Origin of the sequence: Streptomyces sp. NPDC057249, from assembly GCF_042669245.1 — a bacterium.
Classification (GTDB): Bacteria; Actinomycetota; Actinomycetes; order Streptomycetales; family Streptomycetaceae; genus Streptomyces.
The window spans coordinates 62,749-82,013 of the sequence record NZ_JBHUXS010000021.1 but is presented as its reverse complement, the minus strand read 5'-3'; the positions used below and the strand labels follow the sequence as shown (position 1 = coordinate 82,013).

Sequence of the window (19,265 nt, the reverse complement as noted above, 5' to 3'; positions counted from 1 at the left end):
CGCCCATAATGGCGGTACAAGGGACGGCAGGGGGGCCGACATGGATGCATCCGACCTGGCAGCGATGGCTGCGCAAGCTCTCACCACCGCAGCAGCCGGTACAGCGAACACGGCGGTGGCAGATCTCGTACGTGACAGGCTCAGCCGTTCCGCTCGTGGACAAGCCGCCCTGGACGAGTTGGCCAACGCACCCAGCGATCCCGAGACAGGCAGACATCTGCAAGCCACCCTTGCCGACGAGATCAGAAGCGATGCCGAGTTCGCCGGACGGCTGGCCGTGCTGATCCACGCGCCCTCACAACAGCACGTCGGCAGCGTCGTAGTGACGGGCAGCAAGGTATACCGGAGCAAGATCGCACTTGGGCCGCTGACCATCAACAACACCCGCGCCGGACGGTTGTCCCTCGCTGCCGGCGTCTTACTGGCGGTGCTGATGCTCATACTGGCCGCCTACGGAGGTGTGCGACTGTTCGACAACACGGACGACGCACCACACAGCGCACCGTCGGAGCGCGACACCAAGCGCTCCGCCGGCCGCTCCGCCGCCCTCCCGCCCACCACCGATACGGTCCGCCGGATCCTGCCCGGTCGAAGCGACATGGATATCAAGGAGTACCCCTGGTCGGGGACACCGGTGATCAGGGCGTCAGCGGGCGGCTTCGCCCTCTGCCGAGCAGCGCCCGAATGCGAGGCGAATGCCGTCGCGGTGGGCGCGGTGGAGTTCGGCCGGGGCGAGAACAAGGGGGAGAACCTGGCCGAGTTCTTGGTGCTGGCGTTCCCGGACGCTACTGCCGCCCACCTGGCATACAACGACATCGTGCAGGACTACGAAGAGGCCGACCGCGGTTTCAACAACTCCCGTAAGGTGGCGCTGGAGCGTAGGGGCGAGGAAAGTCAGGGATTCGATTCGCAAGGCACGGACACCAAGAGCAACCCTCAGCCGTTGTTCGTCAATCGGGTGCTGATTCTCCGTCAAGGCGCGTTCATAGGTGTAGCGCACCAGCTGGACGATCCGACCGAGCGGCGGGGCACCCGTATCCTCGGTCTGTCCGCCATGCTTGCCGAGCGCATCGAGCGGGCCGACACCGGAAGGACCCCGTAGCGGACAGCGCCTTCGAGCCGGGCGCTACGGTCGGACGAAGTCGCAGCGCGTGCCTGCTTCGAGCCCATGAGATCCGTCTGGGAGGCGCCGCGGCCTCTGGGTACAGGGCTGCACGAGAACGAGCGAGTGGTCCACGCCCCGGACGGGGCTCTCGGTGACCGAGTCCCCCAGCGATGCCGGCCCAGTCGCCGGCCGGCCCTTTCGGTGTGGCGTTCGCCCGAGGGGCCCCGGGGAGATCCGCCGGCCCCGTCGGTGCCTCGGCAGGTAGCAGCAGCCGACGTCGAGGGACAGCGTCGGCCCGTCCGGCGGCGGTGGCCTCCAGCCGCTCGGCACGAACGACGACGGGACCAGGTCACACTTGGCCGTCAGCATCACGGCCGCGTAGGCCGGAGCTTGCTGCGGGAGGCGCTGGCTACACATGGCCCGCGCATGCGGGTACATCGACGCGGAGACAGACTTGCTCCTTGTGTGAAATTGCCTGCCCGGCGGCGCGTGGAGGGGCCGCACCACGGCCCTGGGACCCCGTTCCGGCGCGCGTGGGGACACGGGGCCCGGGTCGGTGCCGCCGTTGTTCGGACGGGGCTGCAGCAGGGCGGTACGGTCCTTGCGAGATATGGGCTGACCTGGCTCGTCACCAGACATGGGGCTGGTCAGAACCTTGGCTGGTCCGCTCAGGTCGTTCAGGTCGTCTTCTCCGACGGATGACCGGCGCAGTCTTGGTCGGATGGCGACTACCGCCGGGCAGTGGCCGGGCTCTTCGACTTGCTGAACGAGTACTTCGAGCACCTTGCCGGGCCGTATCCCGCGCTACCGGCAGTCGACTGATCTGTCGGGCTCGGCCCCTCGCACAAGGCCCTCGACCCGAGGCTTCGTCAGTGAGGGCTTGAGGCGGCACTTCGGGCCATGTGGCGAGCCCGCGTTCGGGCTCGGACTGTGCGGCAGCTGGCAGAGTCGGGCTTCGGCCGCTTCGTCGCGCCAGGGGAGCGTTCAGGCGGAAGTGCCCTCGGCAACAGGGCGCGGATTCCGGGTGTTGGGCGCGCACGTCGGCGTACACGTGGACGCGCCCCCTCGCAGACGTACCGAGGCGCTGCACGAGTCCCGGGCCCGGGGGAAAGTTCTCAGCTCGCCTCCGCTGTGAACGTCACCTCATCCGTGTCGACGGTCTTCGCGCTGCGTCCGGGTGCGCTGTGCCACTGCCAGTAGAGGTTGGTGTGCGCGATCACCTGGTGAGGGGCCGGCGCGCCGTACTCGCTGAGGTCCTGCGTCGTATGCGCGTTGCCGACCAGCGTCACGTCGTACCCGCGGACGAAGGCGCCGTGCAGAGTCGCGCGGATGCACACGTCGCTCTGAGCCCCCGTCACGACGAGTTGACCCACCCCGCGCTCGGCGAGCAGCGCCTCCAACGCAGTGCCCTCGAACGAGTCACCGTAGATCTTGTGGACGAGAGGCTCCGCGTCTCGGCGCACCAACTCCGGCACGTACTGCCAGGGCTCGCTGTCCCGTTCGAGGTCGTCGTCGGAATGCTGCACCCAGATCACGGGCACGTCCGCGGCACGCGCCTTGCCCACCAGAACGTTGATGTTCGCGATCACGCCGTCACGGTCATGGGCGCGTTCCACCACTCCGTTCTGGACGTCGATGACGAGCAGCGCGGTATGCGGCCGGTCGGGAAGGGTCGTCAAGGGGTGCTCCTGTCGTCGTCATGGGTTCTGTGTCGCCCTCAGAGTAGGACGGGCCACTGACAGTGGCACGGCCGCACTAGGCAGTGAGGCCTTCGGCTACCTCGGTCGGCCCGACCCCAGGATGTGGCAGTGGAGTCGGACGAGGATGGTGTCGCCGGGAAGCTGGGCCAGGTAGGCCTCGCTGCCCGGCCAGGTGGAGGGATCCGGCGGGGTGTGGGGGCAATGTCCGGGCGCGCAGTGGGCGTGGATGCCGAAGGTGCCGTCTTCGATTACTCCCATCCACCAGCCGTCGAGCGTGAGGACGTCTCTGTCCCACGGTTCCGGGAGCTCGTTCGTCGGATGTGCTGGGCGCGAGTCCCGTTGCAGCCGATGACGAGGTGCTCGCCGAAGCAGGCGCCGCACCACCTCAACCGCGAGGTTGAAGCCGCCCCTGAGGCCGCACACATGACATCGGCGCGCCGTTCGGGCGCGCGTGCCGCCGGACATGGTCGGAGAGTCGGTCTCGGAGCCGCGTGACGTGTCCGGGGGCGTACGCCGGAACTCATCCGCTCGGGGCAGGCGCGCACACCGGCCGCGGGCGCATGGCACGCCGCTAGGGGCGCACAAGCGTGCATCGGCCCTCGACTTCGCAACTCTCGGTGCTCGATCGAATGCATAGCGTCACGGGGGAAGGGAATGCTGATCTTGCCGGAAGCAGTCCGGAGGCAGCACCTCCAGTCGCACAGGCCTGGTTCCCCGCAGCTCACACCGGCACCCACCCGCAGCCTCGCTCCGATCCGGGCAGCGGGGCTTCCCTTCGCGTCGACAGGCGCGGCCCCGCACACCTCGGCCGGTGAGCCCACCTGAGAGGACCCCTCCCTCATGACCGCGATCTCCGAAATCCTCGCGCACATCGTGACCGCCGACATCGACCACGCCTCGACCGGCTCGTGGATCTATCTCGGGGTGGCGGGACGCGAGTTCAGTCTCGACACCCACGGTGTCGACTTCTCGCGGGGAGCGGACGCCAACTTCCGCCTCGGCGAGGACAGCAACGTGAAGTACCCGGAGTACAACGACCCCCGCAGGCCGCCGTTGAGCACTGAGGACGTGCATCACTTCCCCGTCTACCTCCGTGTGGAATCGGCAGGCGACAGGGCCGCCTGGTGCCTCGAGTGGGCGTCGGTGACGGTCGATCCCGGCACCGGGCACCGCCGTCGCTACACGCATCCCGCCCTGTCCGGGACCGGGCACCGGATCTGGCTGGACACCGGGTACGGCAAAACGCTGTACCTGCGCCCCGAGGAGGAGGACGAGCCACGCCGCTGAACGCGAGTCCGAAGGACCGTGTCCCACAGCCGCATCGCCGGAATCCGTCCCCGCGCCCCACACCTCGGAGGTCTACTGTGTCCCGCCGCCATTCCCGTACCTCGTTCAGCCACGCGCTGCGCCGCATGGTGCACGCGACCGAGGATCTGGTCGATGACGCCCTTGACCGCGCCGGAGACTTCGAGCGCGGCGTGCGACATTCCCTGAGCGACGCCCTGGACGACGACAGGCGCCCGCGCGACCGCGATCACGACGACCACGACGACCACGACGACGACCATGACCACGACGGACACGACCGCCGCCGTGGCCCGGACCGCCGCCAAGCCGGACGTCCGGCACGCGACGACGGCGAGCTGCGGGCTCTCACCGAGCAGATCTCCCTGCTGGCCGACCGGCTGGAGAGGCACCGGGACAGCAGCCGGCAAGCCCGGGCGGGGGGAACGGTCCCCCCGCCGCGGGACGCCGAGGACCTCGACGCCGTCCGAGCCGATCTGGCGACGCTGGCGGCCCGCCTCGACCGCATCAGCGACGTTGCGCGCTGAGCTCCCGGGGCCGAGGCAGACCGACGTGACGGATCACAGGGGTGGTTCCGATGGGTGAGCAGCGTGCCCGACTGCTCGCACGGGTCCTGGCGCAGCTCGCCGGGGCGGAGGCGGCGCACACCTTGCTGCCGCGTGGCCGCCACGCGGCTCGGGAGGAGAGCTCGAAGACGCGCCGGGCCCGTCGCGCCCGCGAGGCGTTGGAGAGTCTGGGACCGTTCTACATCAAGGCCGGTCAGATGCTCGCGACCCGTCCTGACTTCGTGCCGCCCGAGATGATCGCCGAGTTCGAGAAGCTGCACGACAGCGTGTCGCCCGCCCCGTTCGCCGCCTTCGAGCCGGTACTCAAGGAGGAGCTCGGTCCGTTGTGGCACCGGCGCTTCGCGGACATCGACACCACCTGTCCACTGGGCACCGCTTCCCTGGCGCAGGTGTACCGGGCCGAGTTGCCGGACGGACGGCAGGTCGCCGTCAAGATCCAGCGGCCCGGCGTCCGGGAGTCGGTGCAGGCGGACATGAAACTGATCCGGTCCCTGGCACGGTTCGGGGCGAAGCGGGCGACCCGGTTCAACGACGTGATCGATATCGAGGCCATGCTCGGTGTCGTCTTCGATGCCATGCGTCCCGAACTCGACTTCGTGAAGGAGGCGAGGAACATGACCGAGGCCGCCGAGGCGGCGCTCGGCTTCGATCACATCGCCGTACCGGAGGTCATCCGGGCGACCGGCCGTGTGCTCATCCAGAGTCTGGCCCCCGGTGTGTCCATCCGTGACGCCGACCGGGACGCGTTCACCGTGGAGGAGCGCAGGGCCATCGGTCATGACCTGCTCGCTTTCATGTACCGGGGTTACTTCGTCGACCGGATCTTCCACGGCGATCCGCACCCCGGGAACGTGTTCGTACATCCCGGCCAACCGGCCACGCTCATCGACTGGGGCATGGTCGGCCGCATCGACCGCCCCATGAGCACCAGCATCCTGCTCCTGCTCCTCAACCTGGCCATGAACGACGGTGCGGGAACCGCGCGCGCCTGGATCGACATGGGCAGCACCACGTCGTGGACGCGGGCGGCGGCCTTCGCCGGCGACATGTCGGCGCTGGTGCCGCAGATCGCCACGGCGTCCCTGGAGGAGCTCAACTTCGGCGTCACCCTCACCGCGGTGCTGCAGCACTCCACCCGACGGGGCATCCGCACCAGCCCCATGGTCGCCATCCTCGGCAAATCCTTCGCCAACATCGAAGGGTCCATCCGCCACCTGTGCCCGGAACTCTCCCTCATCGACGTCTTCTCCGAAGAACTGATCGGCATCGTCACCGATCTGGTCAAGGAGGCCCTGTCACCGCAGCAGGCCGTGCGTACAGCACTGGAGCTGATCACGGCCGGTGCGGCGGCGCCCCAGCAGTTGCGGGGTCTCACGAGGGACCTGTCCAACCGCGACCTCAGCATGCGGATGACCCTCAACGGCTCCAGACCGTCGTTCCCCGCCCGGCTCGGCCTCGGCGTGCCGGAGCTCGGCCTCTCCATGGCCGCCGCCATGTTCTGGCAGCACTGCACCAGAGCCCGGTGACCTCGACCGCCCCGCGCTCCCCTCCCCCACACCAAGGAGCCCTCATGCGTCCGCAGACCTTGGCGGCCGATGCGCTCGATCTCGCGGATCTGCGCGAGCGCATCGACGGCGCGCTCGCCACGTTTCTGTACAACCCTTCCTCCCGTGTCCCGACCCAGGGCCGGCACGCGAGCAAGGGGCACGATCTCGACCGTACGCTCGCCCAGTACGTACTCGCTCCGGGCAAGCGCATCCGGCCCCTGCTCTGCCTGGTCGGCTGGCACGCCGCGGCCGGCGGCAGGCAAGGCGTGGGCGAGAAGGCGGCTCTGCGGCTCGCGGCGTCACTGGAGTTGTTCCACGCGTTCGCACTCATCCACGACGACATCATGGACGGGAGCGAGAGCCGTCGGGGGGCGCCCAGCGCCCACCGCGCATTCGCCGTCCGCCATCAGGACCGGGCCGACGCGGAGGCGTTCGGCAGGAACCTCGCCGTGCTCCTGGGTGATCTCGCGCTCGTACGGTGCGACGAGCTGCTGCACTCCGCCGGACTCACCGAGGGGCAGTACCGCGTGGTCCTGCCGCTCATCGACACCATGCGCAGTGAGGTCGTGCTCGGCCAGTACCTGGACCTGCGGGCCGCCGGATCGCCTCGCGGGGACACGGGTCTCGCCCTGCGGGTGGTCCGCCTCAAGACGGCCCGGTACACCGTCGAACGTCCGCTGCACCTGGGGGCGGTGCTCGCCGGCGCAGGTGCCCGGCTGATCGAGGCCTGCTCGGCGTACGCACTTCCGCTGGGAGAAGCCTTCCAGCTCCGAGACGATGTGCTCGGCGTCTTCGGCGACCCGGCCGTCACCGGGAAGCCGGTCGCAGAGGACCTGCGGTCGGGGAAGGTCACCGTACTCATGGCGCTGGCGGTCCGGAGGGCGACCCGGCCACAAGCAAGGGTTCTGCGCAGATTCGTCGGGGACCCCGGGCTCGATGAGGAAGGAGCGGCGGCGGTACGCCGCGTCCTGGAAGTCACGGGCGCTCGCGAGACCGTCGAGCTGATGATCAGCGCGCGGTACGAGGCGGCGGTCGCCGCGTTGGAGCGGGCGCCGTTCCATCCCGGCGCGACGGTGGCGCTGCGTCACATCGCAGACGGTGTGGCCATCCGGACGGCCTGAGCCATCACGGCATGGCGGCCGTTCGGTCGGACGGTCTTCGCCGAGGGGTCACGGCAGGAAAGCCGTCTCGTCCGGCGCCACGTCCATGCGGTGCCGGCAGCAGCCGACGTTCCCGAGGGAGGCATGTTCTGAGCACCGACACCGTCACCGCTGACGCCCTGGCCCTGCCGTTCTTCTGTCCTATCGGGCCGGCGGTCCACCCGCGGGCCGACGAGGCGGAACGCCGGGCCCTCGACTGGATCGGGGCCATCGGCTTCACCCGGTCCGAGGAGGAGTACGCCCGCACGGTCGCCACCAGAAGCGCCGATTTCTACGCGCGCTTCGCACCGGAGGCCGACCCCGAACGCCTCTGGCTCGCCGCCTGCTGGGTCTACTGGGGGTTCGCCTTCGACGACGCCCGCTGCGACGAGGGCCCCCTCGCATCGGACCCGGCCGGCTTCGCCCGTATGGCGGCACACACCCAGCGGGCCCTGGAGGTCCCTGGCCCCCTGTGCACCGGTGACGGCTTCGCCGATGCCGTGCACGACCTGGGCGAACGCTTCCGCGACTGCGCAACCCCCGTACAGAACCGGCGGTTCCACCACGCCCATCAAGCCTGGCTCACCGGTGTCCAGTGGCAGGTCTGCAACCGTGCCACCGGCTTGATGCCGGACCTCGACGAGTACCTCACCATGCGGCTGCATTCCGCAGGCGGCGAACCCACCTACGCGATGCTGGAGATCGTCAACGGCGAGGAAGTCCCTGCCCGGGAAATGGACGCGCCGGCCGTACGCGCGCTCACCGAGATGGCCATGTGCGTCGCGGCCCTCGACAACGACCGTCACTCCTTCGCCCGAGAGTCCACACGCCGTCAGACCGATCAGAATCTGATCACCGTTCTGATGGCCCACGAGGGCAGCACGCCCGAACAGGCGCTCCACCAGGGCATTGGTCTGCGCGACAGCGTTCTGTGCCGGTTCCTCGGACTCAGCGAGAGCGTGCGCGGACATGCGAGTCGGTCGCTCAACCGCTACATCGACGATCTCGCCCACGGCATCCGCGGCAACATCGAGTGGGCGGCGAGAACGCTCCGGTACACCGCCGCCGGTGGCGACATCCCGCATCCCGCGACTCCAGCGCCCTCGCACTGGACGGACACGCCGCTCCCCCACGGACGCGATCCTCGCAGCCTTCCCTCCATCGCCTGGTGGTGGGAGGTCCGGATCTGAACGTCTCCGCACGACCACGCGCGCAAGCTCTCTCACGGTGAAGGACGGCCCGCTTCATGCACACACAACTCATCGGCGACAAGCCGGGGACACGCCAGGACGAACCGGTCGCGGTGGTGGGGGCGGCCTGCCGGTTTCCCGGCGAGGTGAGATCCCTGAGGTCGCTGTGGCGGTTGCTGCTGGCACGCCGGGACACCAGCCGTGAGGTCCCCGGTGAGCGGTGGCGTCAGTCTGAGCTGGCCGGCCTGCCCGCTCAGGTCGCCGACCGGCTGCGCTACGGGTGCTTCCTCGACGACGACGTCTACGCCTACGAGCCGGAGTTCTTCGGCATCAACGCGCAGGAGGCGCCCTGGGTCGACCCGGAGCACCGGCTGCTGTCCGAAGTGGCCTGGGAAGCGATCGAGCATGCCGGCATTCCGGTGCGCCGGCTCTCCGGCACCCCGACGGGGATGTTCTTCGGGATCTACCAGAAGGACTACATGGTGCGGGTGCAACGGCCCTTGGAGGAGGTCAATGCCTACGCGATGTACACCGGGTTCGACAGCATCGGTCCTGGCCGGGTCGGGTTCATGCTGAATCTCAAAGGGCCGCAAGTCGTCCTGGAGAGTGCGTGTGCCTCCGGGCTCCTCGCGGTGCACGCCGCCTGTCAGAGCCTGCGCACGGGTGAGTCGGAGGTGGCGCTGGCCGGTGCCACGATGCTCACCCTGGGGCCGGAGGGGGTCATCGCGCCGGCTCTGTGGGGTGTCTTCTCCCCCACCGGGCGCTGCCACGCCTTCGACGCCGCCGCGGACGGTTACGTACGAGGGGAGGGATGCGGGGTCCTCGTGCTCAAGCGTCTCTCCGATGCGTTGCGGGACGGAGACCGGGTGCTGGCGGTGCTGCGCGGCACGGCGGTCAACCAGAACGGCCGGGGCACCCGGCTGAGCGCCCCGTCGGAGAGCGCGCAGATCGATCTGTACCGGCTGGCGCTGGAACGTGCGGGAGTCGAGGCCGGTGACGTCGGGATGATCGAGGCTCACGGTCCGGGTACCGCGGTGGGTGACCCCATCGAGTTCGCGGCGGTGGCCGAGGTCTACGGCAAGGGCCGCGACCGGTGTGCGCTGGGCTCGGTGAAGACGAACATCGGTCATACCGAACCGGTCTCGGGCGTGGCCGGGTTGTTGAAGGCGATCGCGTCCCTGTGTCACGGCATGGTGCCCGCCAGCCTGCACTTCGGCAGCTGGAACCCGCAGATCGACGCCTCCGGTACCCGCCTGTTCGTGCCGACCGACACGACTCCATGGCCCGTCGGCAGCGGAACCCGGCTCGCGGCCGTGTCCTCGTTCGGGATCAGCGGCACCAACGTGCACGTCGTTGTGGAGCAGCCGCCCTCATCCGTCCGCCCTGCCGCCCGCCCTGCACGGCGCCGCCCTGCGTCACCTGATCCGTGCGAGGCGGCCCCGTTCGTGTTCCCGCTGTCGGCCGGTACGCCCGCGGCGCTGCGGTCGGCGGCCTGCCGGCTGGCCGAGTGGCTGATGGGTGAAGGGGCGCGGACCCCGCTGAAGGACGTGGCGCACACGCTGGCCGTGCGCCGCTCACCCGCCCGGGAGCGGGGCGCGGTCGTTGCCGCCGACCGGACGCAGTTGGTGGACCGTCTTGAGAGGTTCTCGTCCGGTGCCGTGCTTCCCGCAGGGGTCGCGACCGGCCGGAAGGTGCCGGACTCGGGCGGCCACGGCGTGGTGTGGGTGTTCTCCGGACATGGTTCCCAGTGGGCGGGTATGTGCCAGGGGCTGCTGGACCGTGACCCGGAGTTCACCCGGGTCATCGACGTACTCGAACCGCTGGTGGCCGAGGAGTCCGGCTTCTCGCTGCGGCGGACGCTGCGCAGCCCCGAGGTGGTGACCGGGTTCGACCGGGTGCAGCCGGTGATCTTCGCGATCCAGCTGGGTCTCGCGGCGATGTGGCGCTCCCACGGAGTCCGGCCGGCGGCGGTCATCGGTCACTCCATGGGCGAGGTCGCGGCCGCTGTCGCCTGCGGTGCATTGAGCGTCCGGGACGGTGTACGGGTCATCTGCCGCCGCTCACGCCTCATCCTGCGGGCTGCCGGGCAGGGGCTGATGGCCTCGGTCGCCCTGGACCGTGAGGAGGTCGAGCAGCGTTTGTCACGGGAGGGCGTCCGGGGGGTGACCGTCGCGGTGGTCGCCGCGCCGGGGAACACCGTCATCGGCGGCGACGCGGACCACATCCGCCGGCTGGCCGCGAAGTGGGCGGCCTGCGGGGTCGGCATCCGTGTCATCGACGTGGATGTGGCCTCGCACACGAGCCACATGGACCCCGTGCTGCCCGACCTCGCGCAAGCGCTCACGGGTGTGGCCGGCAGGGCACCGGAAGCGACGTTCTACAGCACCGTCACCGACGATCCGCGTGCCCGCGTCGGCTTCGACGCCGCCTACTGGGCCGACAACCTGCGCCAGGTGGTGCGCTTCGCCGACGCGGTGCGAGCCGCGGCCGAGGACGGGCACCGGCTGTTCATCGAGATCGGCCCCCATCCCGTGCTCGTGCACCCGGTGCAGGCCACGCTCATGGAGCACGGTCGGGCGGGCACGGCGGTCGTGCCCTCGCTGTTGCGCGACACCGATGACCTGCTCGCGTTCCACACCCACGTCGCGGCTCTGCACTGCGCGGGCCACCCGTTGGACTGGTCCGAGCGTTACCGGGACGGGGCCCTGGCGGACGTACCGCCGACGACGTGGGAACGCACCCGGTACGTGGTGGACCCGTCCCCGCTGAGGCGCTCCCCGGCATCCCGCGACGGTGCTTCCTGGCACCCGCTCACCGGGCCGCACACCGTCGACCCCGACACCGAGGGACGCCATCTGTGGCAGACACGTCTCACCCCGACGACGCTTCCCTGGCTGGATTCCCACCGCGTCGACGACGTCGTAGTCGTGCCTGGAGCCGCATTGTGCGAGATGGCCGCAGCAGCCGCCCGCGACGTGTTCGGTGCCGGCACCGGACGAGTGGCCGTCACCGACATCGCCTTGCAGCGCCTCCTACTGGTCTCGGAAGCCACATTGATCACGGCGACCGCCGAAGCGGCCGGCCCGGACACCGCGCGCTGGCAGCTCGTCGGCACCGCGGCCGACGGTGTGCCGGTCCGGCACGCCCAAGCGTGCCTGGGCGTGGCTCCGAGGGACGAGCCCGCACCTCAGGCGTGTGATGTGAAGCGTCTGCGCGCCGAGTTCTCCCATCCGGTGGACGCCGAGGAGATCTACCGCCAGATGCGCGAGGAGCGCGGAGTGCACCATGGCCCCGCCTTTCGCGGACTTCATGACCTGCACACGGACGGCGCGCCCGTCGACCGTGAAGGTGCGCGCCTCCTGGCCCGCCTCCGGGTCCCCGACGAGGGGCGGGCCGGGGCGCAAGCGCTGCACTGCCACCCCGTCACGCTGGACACCTGCCTCCAGGCCGTCGCCGCAGTCGTCCTGCGCACCGGCGGCGTGCCCGAAGGCGGCATTCTGCCGCAGCGCATCGCAAACCTGCGGCTGTACAGCACGCTTCCGTTGAGCGGGTACTGCCTGGTGACCCTCCGCCGGATGGAAGCCGACCGGTACACAGCGGATTTCCGGCTGTGGGCCGACGACGGCAGTGTGGCCGCCGATGCCACGGGGGTGGAATTCCGCCACGTCCCGGCACAGAGCCCCCAGGAGCGCTTCGCGCGGCGCCTGCTGCGGACGGTGTGGGAGCCCTGCGAGCGCCCGCTGCCGCAATCCGAACCCGGTGGCTGGGAGCTCCTGGCGGAGCCGGGAAGCACCCGTTACGCGGCCGCCCTGGGCCGTGCGCTCCGACGGCAGGGTGCCGTGGTGACGGTCCGCATCCTCGCTGCGGACCGCGCCGCCGGGGCGTCGCCGCCGCCCCCGGCCGGTGGTCCGGCCACCCGGGCGGTGGTGTACCTGCCCGCGTCGAGCGGGGAAGACGACGGCTGCTCACCGGAGGGTCTGGCACGGGACCAGGTCGCGCGGCTGGTGGGGGTCGCCCGCGACGCGGCCCGGGCGGCGGAGGGCGGGGCGGCCGCACGTCTGTGGACCCTCACGCGTGTCGCGCATCAGGCCGCCCCCGGGGACCGCCTCGACCTCGGCCAGGCAGGTCTGCGCGGACTCGTGCGGGTACTGAGTTACGAGCATTCCGAACTGCGGCCGGGCATTCTCGACGTGGACCCGGACACGCCGTTGGCCGAGGTGGCCGCCGAGCTCTTGTCGTGCCCCGACGAGCACGACGAGATCGCCTACCGGGAAGGCGTCCGGCACTTGGCGCGGCTGTGCAACGTCCCCCTGGACGAACAGGACCGCCGGCTCACCACGATCGACCGGGCACGGGACCGGGTGGCCCTGCGTCTCGCCCGGCCCGGTGATCTGGACTCCTTCGAGTTCGTCGCACAGCCGCGCCGCTCCCCCGGGCACGGCGAGGTGGAAGTGCGGATCGAAGCCACCAGCGTCAACTTCATCAACGTCCTGCAGGCCATGGGTGTCTACCAGCGTTTCAGCACCGGAGAGGAGACCTCGGACGTCTGCGCCTTCGACGGCGCCGGCGTGGTCACCGCCGTCGGGGACGGTGTCTGTGGTGTACGGGAGGGCGATCGGGTGGCCGCCATGTTCGTGGACCGTTCCGAGTCGGCCGTCATGTCCTCCTTCGCGGTGGTCCGCGCCGACTGCCTGATGCCGGTGCCCGACGGCGTGAGCGGGCCGGACGCGGCCGCCCTCCCGTGCGCCTACCTGACCGCCTGGTACGCCTTGCGGCATCTGGCGCGGCTCCAGCCGGGCGAGACGGTGCTCATCCACTCCGCGAGCGGAGGGACCGGACTGGCGGCGCTGAACCTGGCCCGTGCTTGCGGGGCGGAGGTCTTCGCCACGGCGGGAAGCGTGACCAAGCGGGCGTACCTGCGCGAACTTGGAGTCCAGCATGTGATGGATTCCCGTACGACGGACTTCGCCGACCAGGTGCGTGCGCTGACCGGTGGCCGGGGCGTCGATGTCGTGCTCAATTCGTTGACCGGGCCCGCGCAGTCGGCCGGGCTGGAACTCCTGGCGCACCGGGGCCGGTTCATCGAACTCGGCAAGCGGGACATCTATGCCAACACCCGTCTGGGACTGCTCCCGTTCCGGCACAACGTCACCTTCTCGGGCGTCGACATCCTGATGATGATGCGGCGGCGGCCCGAATCGCTCGCCGAGGGCTACGGCGAGCTGGCCGGAATGCTCGCGGCCGGCACCCTGCCGCTCCTGCCCGTCACCGCACACCCCGTCGCCGAGGCGTCCTCGGCCTTCCACACCATGGCCCGTGCCCAGCACACCGGGAAACTGGTTCTCACCTGGCCGGACCGGGGCACCGACGACCTGCCGGTGCTGCCCGAGGACGTCTCCGTGGTGCGGTCGGACGCGAGCTACGTGGTCACGGGCGGGCTCGGCGGTCTGGGTCTGCTCGTCACCCGGTGGCTTGCCCGGCGGGGCGCCGCGTCCGTGGTACTCAACTCCCGTACCACTGCCACGGCTGCCGTCCGGGCCGAATTGGCCGCCCTGGGCGAGGAGTTCGGCACCCGGATCGAGGTCGTGAGCGGGGATCTGGCCGAGCCGGGAGTCGCCGGCCGCCTGGTCGGGGTCGCCACGGACATCGGTCATCCGCTGCGCGGGGTCGTCCATGCCGCTGCCGTCGTCGAGGACGCCACCGCGGACCACATTTCCCCCGCTCTCCTGGAGCGGGTCTGGCGCCCGAAGGCGACCGGCGCCTGGCAGCTCCACCACGCCACCGAGGGCCGCCGCCTGGACTGGTGGGTCACCTTCTCCTCTGCCGCCTCGCTGCTCGGCAACCCCGGGCAGGGTGCTTACGCGGCCGCCAACGCCTGGCTCGACGAGTTCACTTCCTGGCGCCGAGAGCGGGGGCTGCCGGCCACCTGCGTCAACTGGGGGCCATGGGCGGAGGTCGGACGCGGAGCCGGTATGGCGGAGCGGGGTTACGCCATGATCTCCCCCGAGGAAGGCATCGAGGCGCTGGAACGCATCCTCACCCATGACCGCGACCGCACCGCTTACACACCCCTCGACATGGGCCGATGGCTGGACTCCTACCCCGACACCGCACGCGCCGCGTTCTTCTCCCAGCCGGCCTCTCCCGCCGAGGGCGGCTCCCCCGGCTCCCCCAGCGCGCTGCTTGAACAGCTGCGACGGACCACGGGCGCTCAACAGCGCCACCGATTGCTGCAGGACCACGTGGTCGAGCACATCGCCGCGGTTCTGCGGCTGGACACCAGCCGCTTCGACGCGGAGACGTCCCTGGTCTCACTCGGCCTGGACTCGCTCATGGCCATCGCCCTGCGCAACCGTCTCCAGCGCGACGCGGGGCTGGACATCCCCACCACGGTCATGTGGACCCACCCGACCGCGTCCGCGCTGGCCCGCTACCTCATGGGCCGCCTCCACCGCGACGAGGACGCTCCCACGGCGTCACCGGGCACAGCCGCGGAAGTACCCCGTCAGACCGCGCCGGCCGACAGCAGCCTCACCGCCCCCGCCCCGGACAACCACTAGGTGCCTGCCATGACTTCTGCGCACACCTCCGCCCGCCCACCCACCGTATGGGACGTGATCGTGATCGGGGCGGGGCCGGCCGGCGCCACCGCGGCCCGCGTCGCCGCCCGCAGCGGCTGCACCACGCTTCTGCTGGAGCGGGCTTCGATCCCCCGGTACAAGACCTGCGGCGGCGGCCTCATCGGAGCCTCCCTCGCCGCCCTGCCCCCCGACCTGCCCCTCGACATCCGCGATACGGCCGACCGGTTCACCTTCTCCCACAGCGGGCGTGCCGAACGCACGCTGTCCTGCTCCACCCCCACCTGCGCCATGGTCTACCGCAGCGAACTCGACGCCGCGCTGACGGAGGCCGCCGCGACCGCAGGAGCGCAGGTCAACGACTGCACCACGGTCACCACCCTGGAACAGGATGCCGACACGGTCACCGTGCGAACCGGTCGCGGCGACACGTTACGTGCACGAGCCGTCATCGGCGCGGACGGAAGTGCCAGCAGAGTCGCCCGGTACGTCGGCGTGCGCTGCGCCCAGGTCGATCTGGCGCTCGAAGTCGAAGTACCGGTCTCGGACAGGGCCGCTTCCCGGTGGCAGGGGCGCGCCCTCATGGAGTGGGGCCCCTTGCCTGGTTCCTTCGGCTGGGTCTTCCCGAAAGGAGACGTGTGCACCGCGGGAGTAGTGGCCGCACGCGGGAATCCCACGGCACTGCGCATGTACAAGGAAGACTTCCTCAGCCGTCGGGGCCTGGACGGCTCCCGCCCGCTCCACGACACCGGCCACCTGACCCGATGCCGCCGCCCCGACTCACCGCTGGCGCGTGGCCGCGTCCTCGTCGCGGGCGACGCCGCCGCCCTCGTCGACCACTGGTCCCGCGAGGGGATCTCCTACGCGCTGCGCTCGGGGGACCTCGCCGGCAGAGCCGCGGCCCGCCTCATGGAAGTCCCCCGGGAAGCGGTCGATGCCGTCACCGACGACTACGGATGGCAGATCGCCGAAACGCTCGGCGTAGAAATGCAAGCCAGCAGCACCCTGATGAACCTCTTCACGCGCAATCCGCGCCTCGTCCACACCACCCTGACCCGCCTGCCTCCCGCCTGGCGTCGCCTCGACGCGTACGTCTCGGGCCGCACGAGCGTCGCAGAGATCATGGCTGCCCCCCTCGTTCGCACCACCGCGACTCTCGCCGCCCGTCTCACGCCACGGGCCGGATACAGAACTTGATCACGGTGCTGATCACCGGATCGAACCCATGCTCAACTCCCCTCGGACGGAGGAACCTTGTTCACAGCAAAATCCGCTCTGCACCGCCGGAGTGTCGGTGCCCTCGTGGCCGCCGCCGCAGCAGTGTCCGTACTCGCACCCGCCCAGGCCCGGGCCGTCGGCGCCCCGGCGCAGGTGCGGGCGCCGGAGCCGGCTGCCGCCCAGGACTGGTACGGCCAGTGGGTGGACACAACGGCCGATCCCGGCACACCGGTGCGGGAGACCCGTCCCCGGCTGACCTGGCGCACCGACCACGACGTCCTGTGGCGGGGTGCCAACCGGGACCCCGCCGTGGTGTTCGGCAAGGGCTTGTGGCCCAGCGCCGAGAACAAACCGGCGAAGGACTGGCAGTACAACTGGGTGGGCTGGGTGACCACCGCGCAGAGCAACTCGGTGTTCTCCGGCACCTCGCGGGACCACGGCCAGGCGAGCGAGTTCGGTACCTGGGTGTACGAGATCCACGCGCCCTGGGGGATCGATCAGGAGGCCTCCGGCACCTACCTCGCGAACTTCGGCACGAACCGGAACGAGAAGGAGGTCAGTTTCCCCGGCGGGATCAAGTCCCGCTTCATCAAACGCGCCTGCAAGAAGGATGACCCGTCGGACTGCCGGGACAACCCGAACTACGCCCCGACCGACGACCTCGTGACACCGCAGGATGTCGCGGTGATGCCGATCGACTGGGAACGCCTGTGGCCCACGCAGCATGCTGAAGACCTGCCTTGGTTCTCCGGCGACATCGGGACCTGGGCGGTGGGAAGTGCCGTGTTGAACCCGTTCCAGGGGGCCGATGCCTTCCGCCACGGTTTGCGGCAGCGCGCGGGTGCGGCCTGGCCGTGGATCGGCCTCTTCACGGCGCACGTGGTGAATTCGGCCATGCCCACGGGCTGGGAGAAGAGGGCCGCCGGCTCCGGGGTGCCCGCCTTCCCCGACGTGGCCACCGCGCAAGCGCTGGTCGCCAAGGCCGACGACGGGGGCTGGATCTACCGGGTTTCCTCCCGCGCCCACGGCTTCCGTGCCGATGTGCTGGAGAAGGCCACCAAGGACCCGGTCCCGGCGCGACCCGGCGAGATCTCGTACGTGGGCGGAGTCCGCGGCGACCTGCTGCTGGAAGCCTGCCACTACCCCAGGCACAGCACCACCCCCGACCAGTGCGTCCCGAACCTCGACGCAGCCGCGGACACACCGCGCTCCGCCGTACTCGCTCCCTGACTCCCTCGGGCACCGGACGGACGGCTCGTCGGGCGGGTGGCCGCTCGTGTGCCTAATGCGCGGCGTCCAGTTTCGCCCGCTGGTCCGGTGTGAGGTCGAGGACCGCCGCCGCCAGGCTCTCCTCCAGCTGAGCCACCGAGGACGCGCCCACCAGGGGGATGACCGGGATCTCGCCCCCGATCAGCCAGGCGAGGACGACCTGGTTCCGAGTGGCTCCCGTCTCCGCCGCGACGTCGTCCAGGGCGGCGAGGCGGGTGGCCGTTCCCGCGTTCTGGTAGCCCGGGTCCAGGGGCTTGTCCGTACGGCCGTAACTGCCGTTCAGGAGCGGGGAGTACGCGACCATGCTGAGAGACGGGTGCTCGCGGAGGTAGCTGAGGTGGTCGCCGGTGGTGACCCCCAGGTCGCCGTCGGGCGAGCGGAGTGTGGGCTCGTCCGTGCGGTGGCGGAGGTAGCTGTGGTGGTACTGCAGAACCTCGTAGCCGGGGAGACCCGCGGCTGCCGCCAGGGTACGGGCGCGCTCCAGGCGCCAGACACGATGGTTGCTCGCGCCCAGCAGACCCACCGTGCCGTCGGCGACGACCGCGGCGAAACCGTCCACCGTCTCCTGGAGGGGAACACGGGGATCCTCGATGTGCGCGTAGAGCAGGTCCAGCTTGTCCGTGCCGAGGTTCTCCCGGCTGCGCTCGGCCGACTCCCGGATCGTCTTCGCGGTGAGGCTCTCGACGTCCTTCGTGAAGGTCGAAGTGGGGTGGTTGGGGCGGCCGCCGAGCTTGGTGGCGATCGTGATCTCGTCGCCGAGGCCCCGGCTGCGCCTCCAGCGTCCCAGGAGCTGCTCGCTCTCGCCGCCCTGGGTGCCGTCGACCCAGAACGCGTAGTTGTTGGCGGTGTCGATGAAGGTGCCGCCCGCTTCGACGTACCGGTCGAGAATCGCGTACGAGGTCGCCTCGTCCGTGGTGGTGCCGAACCGCATGGCGCCGAGGCTCAGAACGCTCACCTCGCGGCGGGTTTCCGGGGTCCGACCGATGGTGCGGTAGCGCATGCGGGTGCCTTCCGAAGGGAGTGCCGGGGCTTCGGCGGCGAGTCTGCCTGCTGGAGTGCTCTCGAAGTCAAGGGGCGCCGAAGGTCGGACCTCCCCGTTCCTCGGTCAGTGAGTGGTCGTCAGGTGCACGTCCGCCTCTTCCTCACCCGGCACCCACGACGGACGGCCACCGGGCCCGGCAGGCACCTGCACAGTGAAGGGTGCGTAGTCGTTGAGGCTGTCGCGCACCGTGAACCCGGCCGACCGGAGGATCGCGGTGATCGCCGCAAGCATCCCCTCCAGCACGACCTTCTGATGGGCGAGAGCCGGATCGTCCCGAAGATTGTGCTGCGCTGCCCGGCGCACACAGCTGTGCAGCCGTGGGCTGGACCGCCAGCCCACCGACACCCCGCCGGCGGCATCGTCGAACGGGTCGACGGTGACCTCGACGCCTCGGGACAGCAGCGGGTTCACCCCCGGCGCCAAAACCGGCAAGCCGGCGGCCACCAGTTCCTCCCGCACCCGGGCCGCGATGCGCTCGCGCTGGGCCAGGACCTCGGCATCCGTCTTCTCAAGCACCCCGGCACCCTATCCAGGGCCCTCCGGCAGATTGCGAACCGGCTTCTCGCCGTATCGAGGACGTCACCGCCGGGGCCGCCGAGGGCGGAA

The 19,265-nt window shown here is 70.4% G+C and carries 12 protein-coding genes; 9 read left to right on the top strand and 3 right to left on the bottom strand.

What is annotated here, in order from left to right:
* The first annotated feature begins 40 nt into the window (after nt 1-40).
* Nucleotides 41-1,102, top strand: a complete 1,062-nt coding sequence (locus ACFUJY_RS30200) for a hypothetical protein (RefSeq protein ID WP_383305561.1) — start codon at nt 41-43, stop codon at nt 1,100-1,102.
* Between the two features lie 1,118 nt (nt 1,103-2,220).
* Here ACFUJY_RS30200 and ACFUJY_RS30195 read toward each other — a convergent pair.
* Nucleotides 2,221-2,784 carry an isochorismatase family protein gene (locus ACFUJY_RS30195; protein WP_383305559.1) on the bottom strand — a complete coding sequence of 188 codons (564 nt, stop codon included), beginning with the start codon at nt 2,782-2,784 and terminating at the stop codon, nt 2,221-2,223.
* A gap of 861 nt (nt 2,785-3,645) precedes the next feature.
* On the opposite strand from ACFUJY_RS30195, the gene ACFUJY_RS30190 reads away from it, so the two are divergent.
* From ACFUJY_RS30190 to ACFUJY_RS30155, 8 genes are all read left to right on the top strand, one after another.
* Nucleotides 3,646-4,092 carry a hypothetical protein gene (locus ACFUJY_RS30190; protein ID WP_383305557.1) on the top strand — a complete coding sequence of 149 codons (447 nt, stop codon included), beginning with the start codon at nt 3,646-3,648 and terminating at the stop codon, nt 4,090-4,092.
* 77 nt (nt 4,093-4,169) lie between these two features.
* Complete coding sequence (locus tag ACFUJY_RS30185; protein WP_383305555.1) at nt 4,170-4,637, top strand: hypothetical protein; 468 nt, start codon at nt 4,170-4,172, stop codon at nt 4,635-4,637.
* 50 nt (nt 4,638-4,687) lie between these two features.
* The gene (locus tag ACFUJY_RS30180) at nt 4,688-6,202 is read left to right on the top strand and encodes an ABC1 kinase family protein (protein ID WP_383305553.1); all 1,515 of its coding nucleotides are present in this window, start codon (nt 4,688-4,690) and stop codon (nt 6,200-6,202) included.
* A 44-nt stretch (nt 6,203-6,246) separates the two neighbouring features.
* Nucleotides 6,247-7,344, top strand: a complete 1,098-nt coding sequence (locus ACFUJY_RS30175; protein ID WP_383305551.1) for a polyprenyl synthetase family protein — start codon at nt 6,247-6,249, stop codon at nt 7,342-7,344.
* A gap of 11 nt (nt 7,345-7,355) precedes the next feature.
* Nucleotides 7,356-8,552, top strand: coding sequence for a terpene synthase family protein (locus tag ACFUJY_RS30170; protein ID WP_383305549.1), 1,197 nt, complete (start codon nt 7,356-7,358; stop codon nt 8,550-8,552).
* Between the two features lie 56 nt (nt 8,553-8,608).
* Nucleotides 8,609-15,112 carry an SDR family NAD(P)-dependent oxidoreductase gene (locus ACFUJY_RS30165; protein ID WP_383305547.1) on the top strand — a complete coding sequence of 2,168 codons (6,504 nt, stop codon included), beginning with the start codon at nt 8,609-8,611 and terminating at the stop codon, nt 15,110-15,112.
* 9 nt (nt 15,113-15,121) lie between these two features.
* A complete protein-coding gene (locus tag ACFUJY_RS30160; RefSeq protein WP_383305545.1) occupies nt 15,122-16,327 on the top strand; it encodes a geranylgeranyl reductase family protein in 1,206 nt (401 codons plus the stop codon).
* A gap of 57 nt (nt 16,328-16,384) precedes the next feature.
* Nucleotides 16,385-17,578: a hypothetical protein gene (locus ACFUJY_RS30155; protein ID WP_383305543.1), complete on the top strand. Its 1,194-nt coding sequence runs from the start codon at nt 16,385-16,387 to the stop codon at nt 17,576-17,578.
* Between the two features lie 52 nt (nt 17,579-17,630).
* Here ACFUJY_RS30155 and ACFUJY_RS30150 read toward each other — a convergent pair whose 3' ends face one another.
* Entirely contained in the window at nt 17,631-18,617 is a 987-nt protein-coding gene (locus ACFUJY_RS30150) for an aldo/keto reductase (protein WP_383305541.1), read from the bottom strand.
* Nucleotides 18,618-18,722: 105 nt separating this feature from the next.
* A complete protein-coding gene (locus ACFUJY_RS30145; protein ID WP_383305539.1) occupies nt 18,723-19,175 on the bottom strand; it encodes a hypothetical protein in 453 nt (150 codons plus the stop codon).
* Between the last annotated feature and the right edge of the window lie 90 nt (nt 19,176-19,265).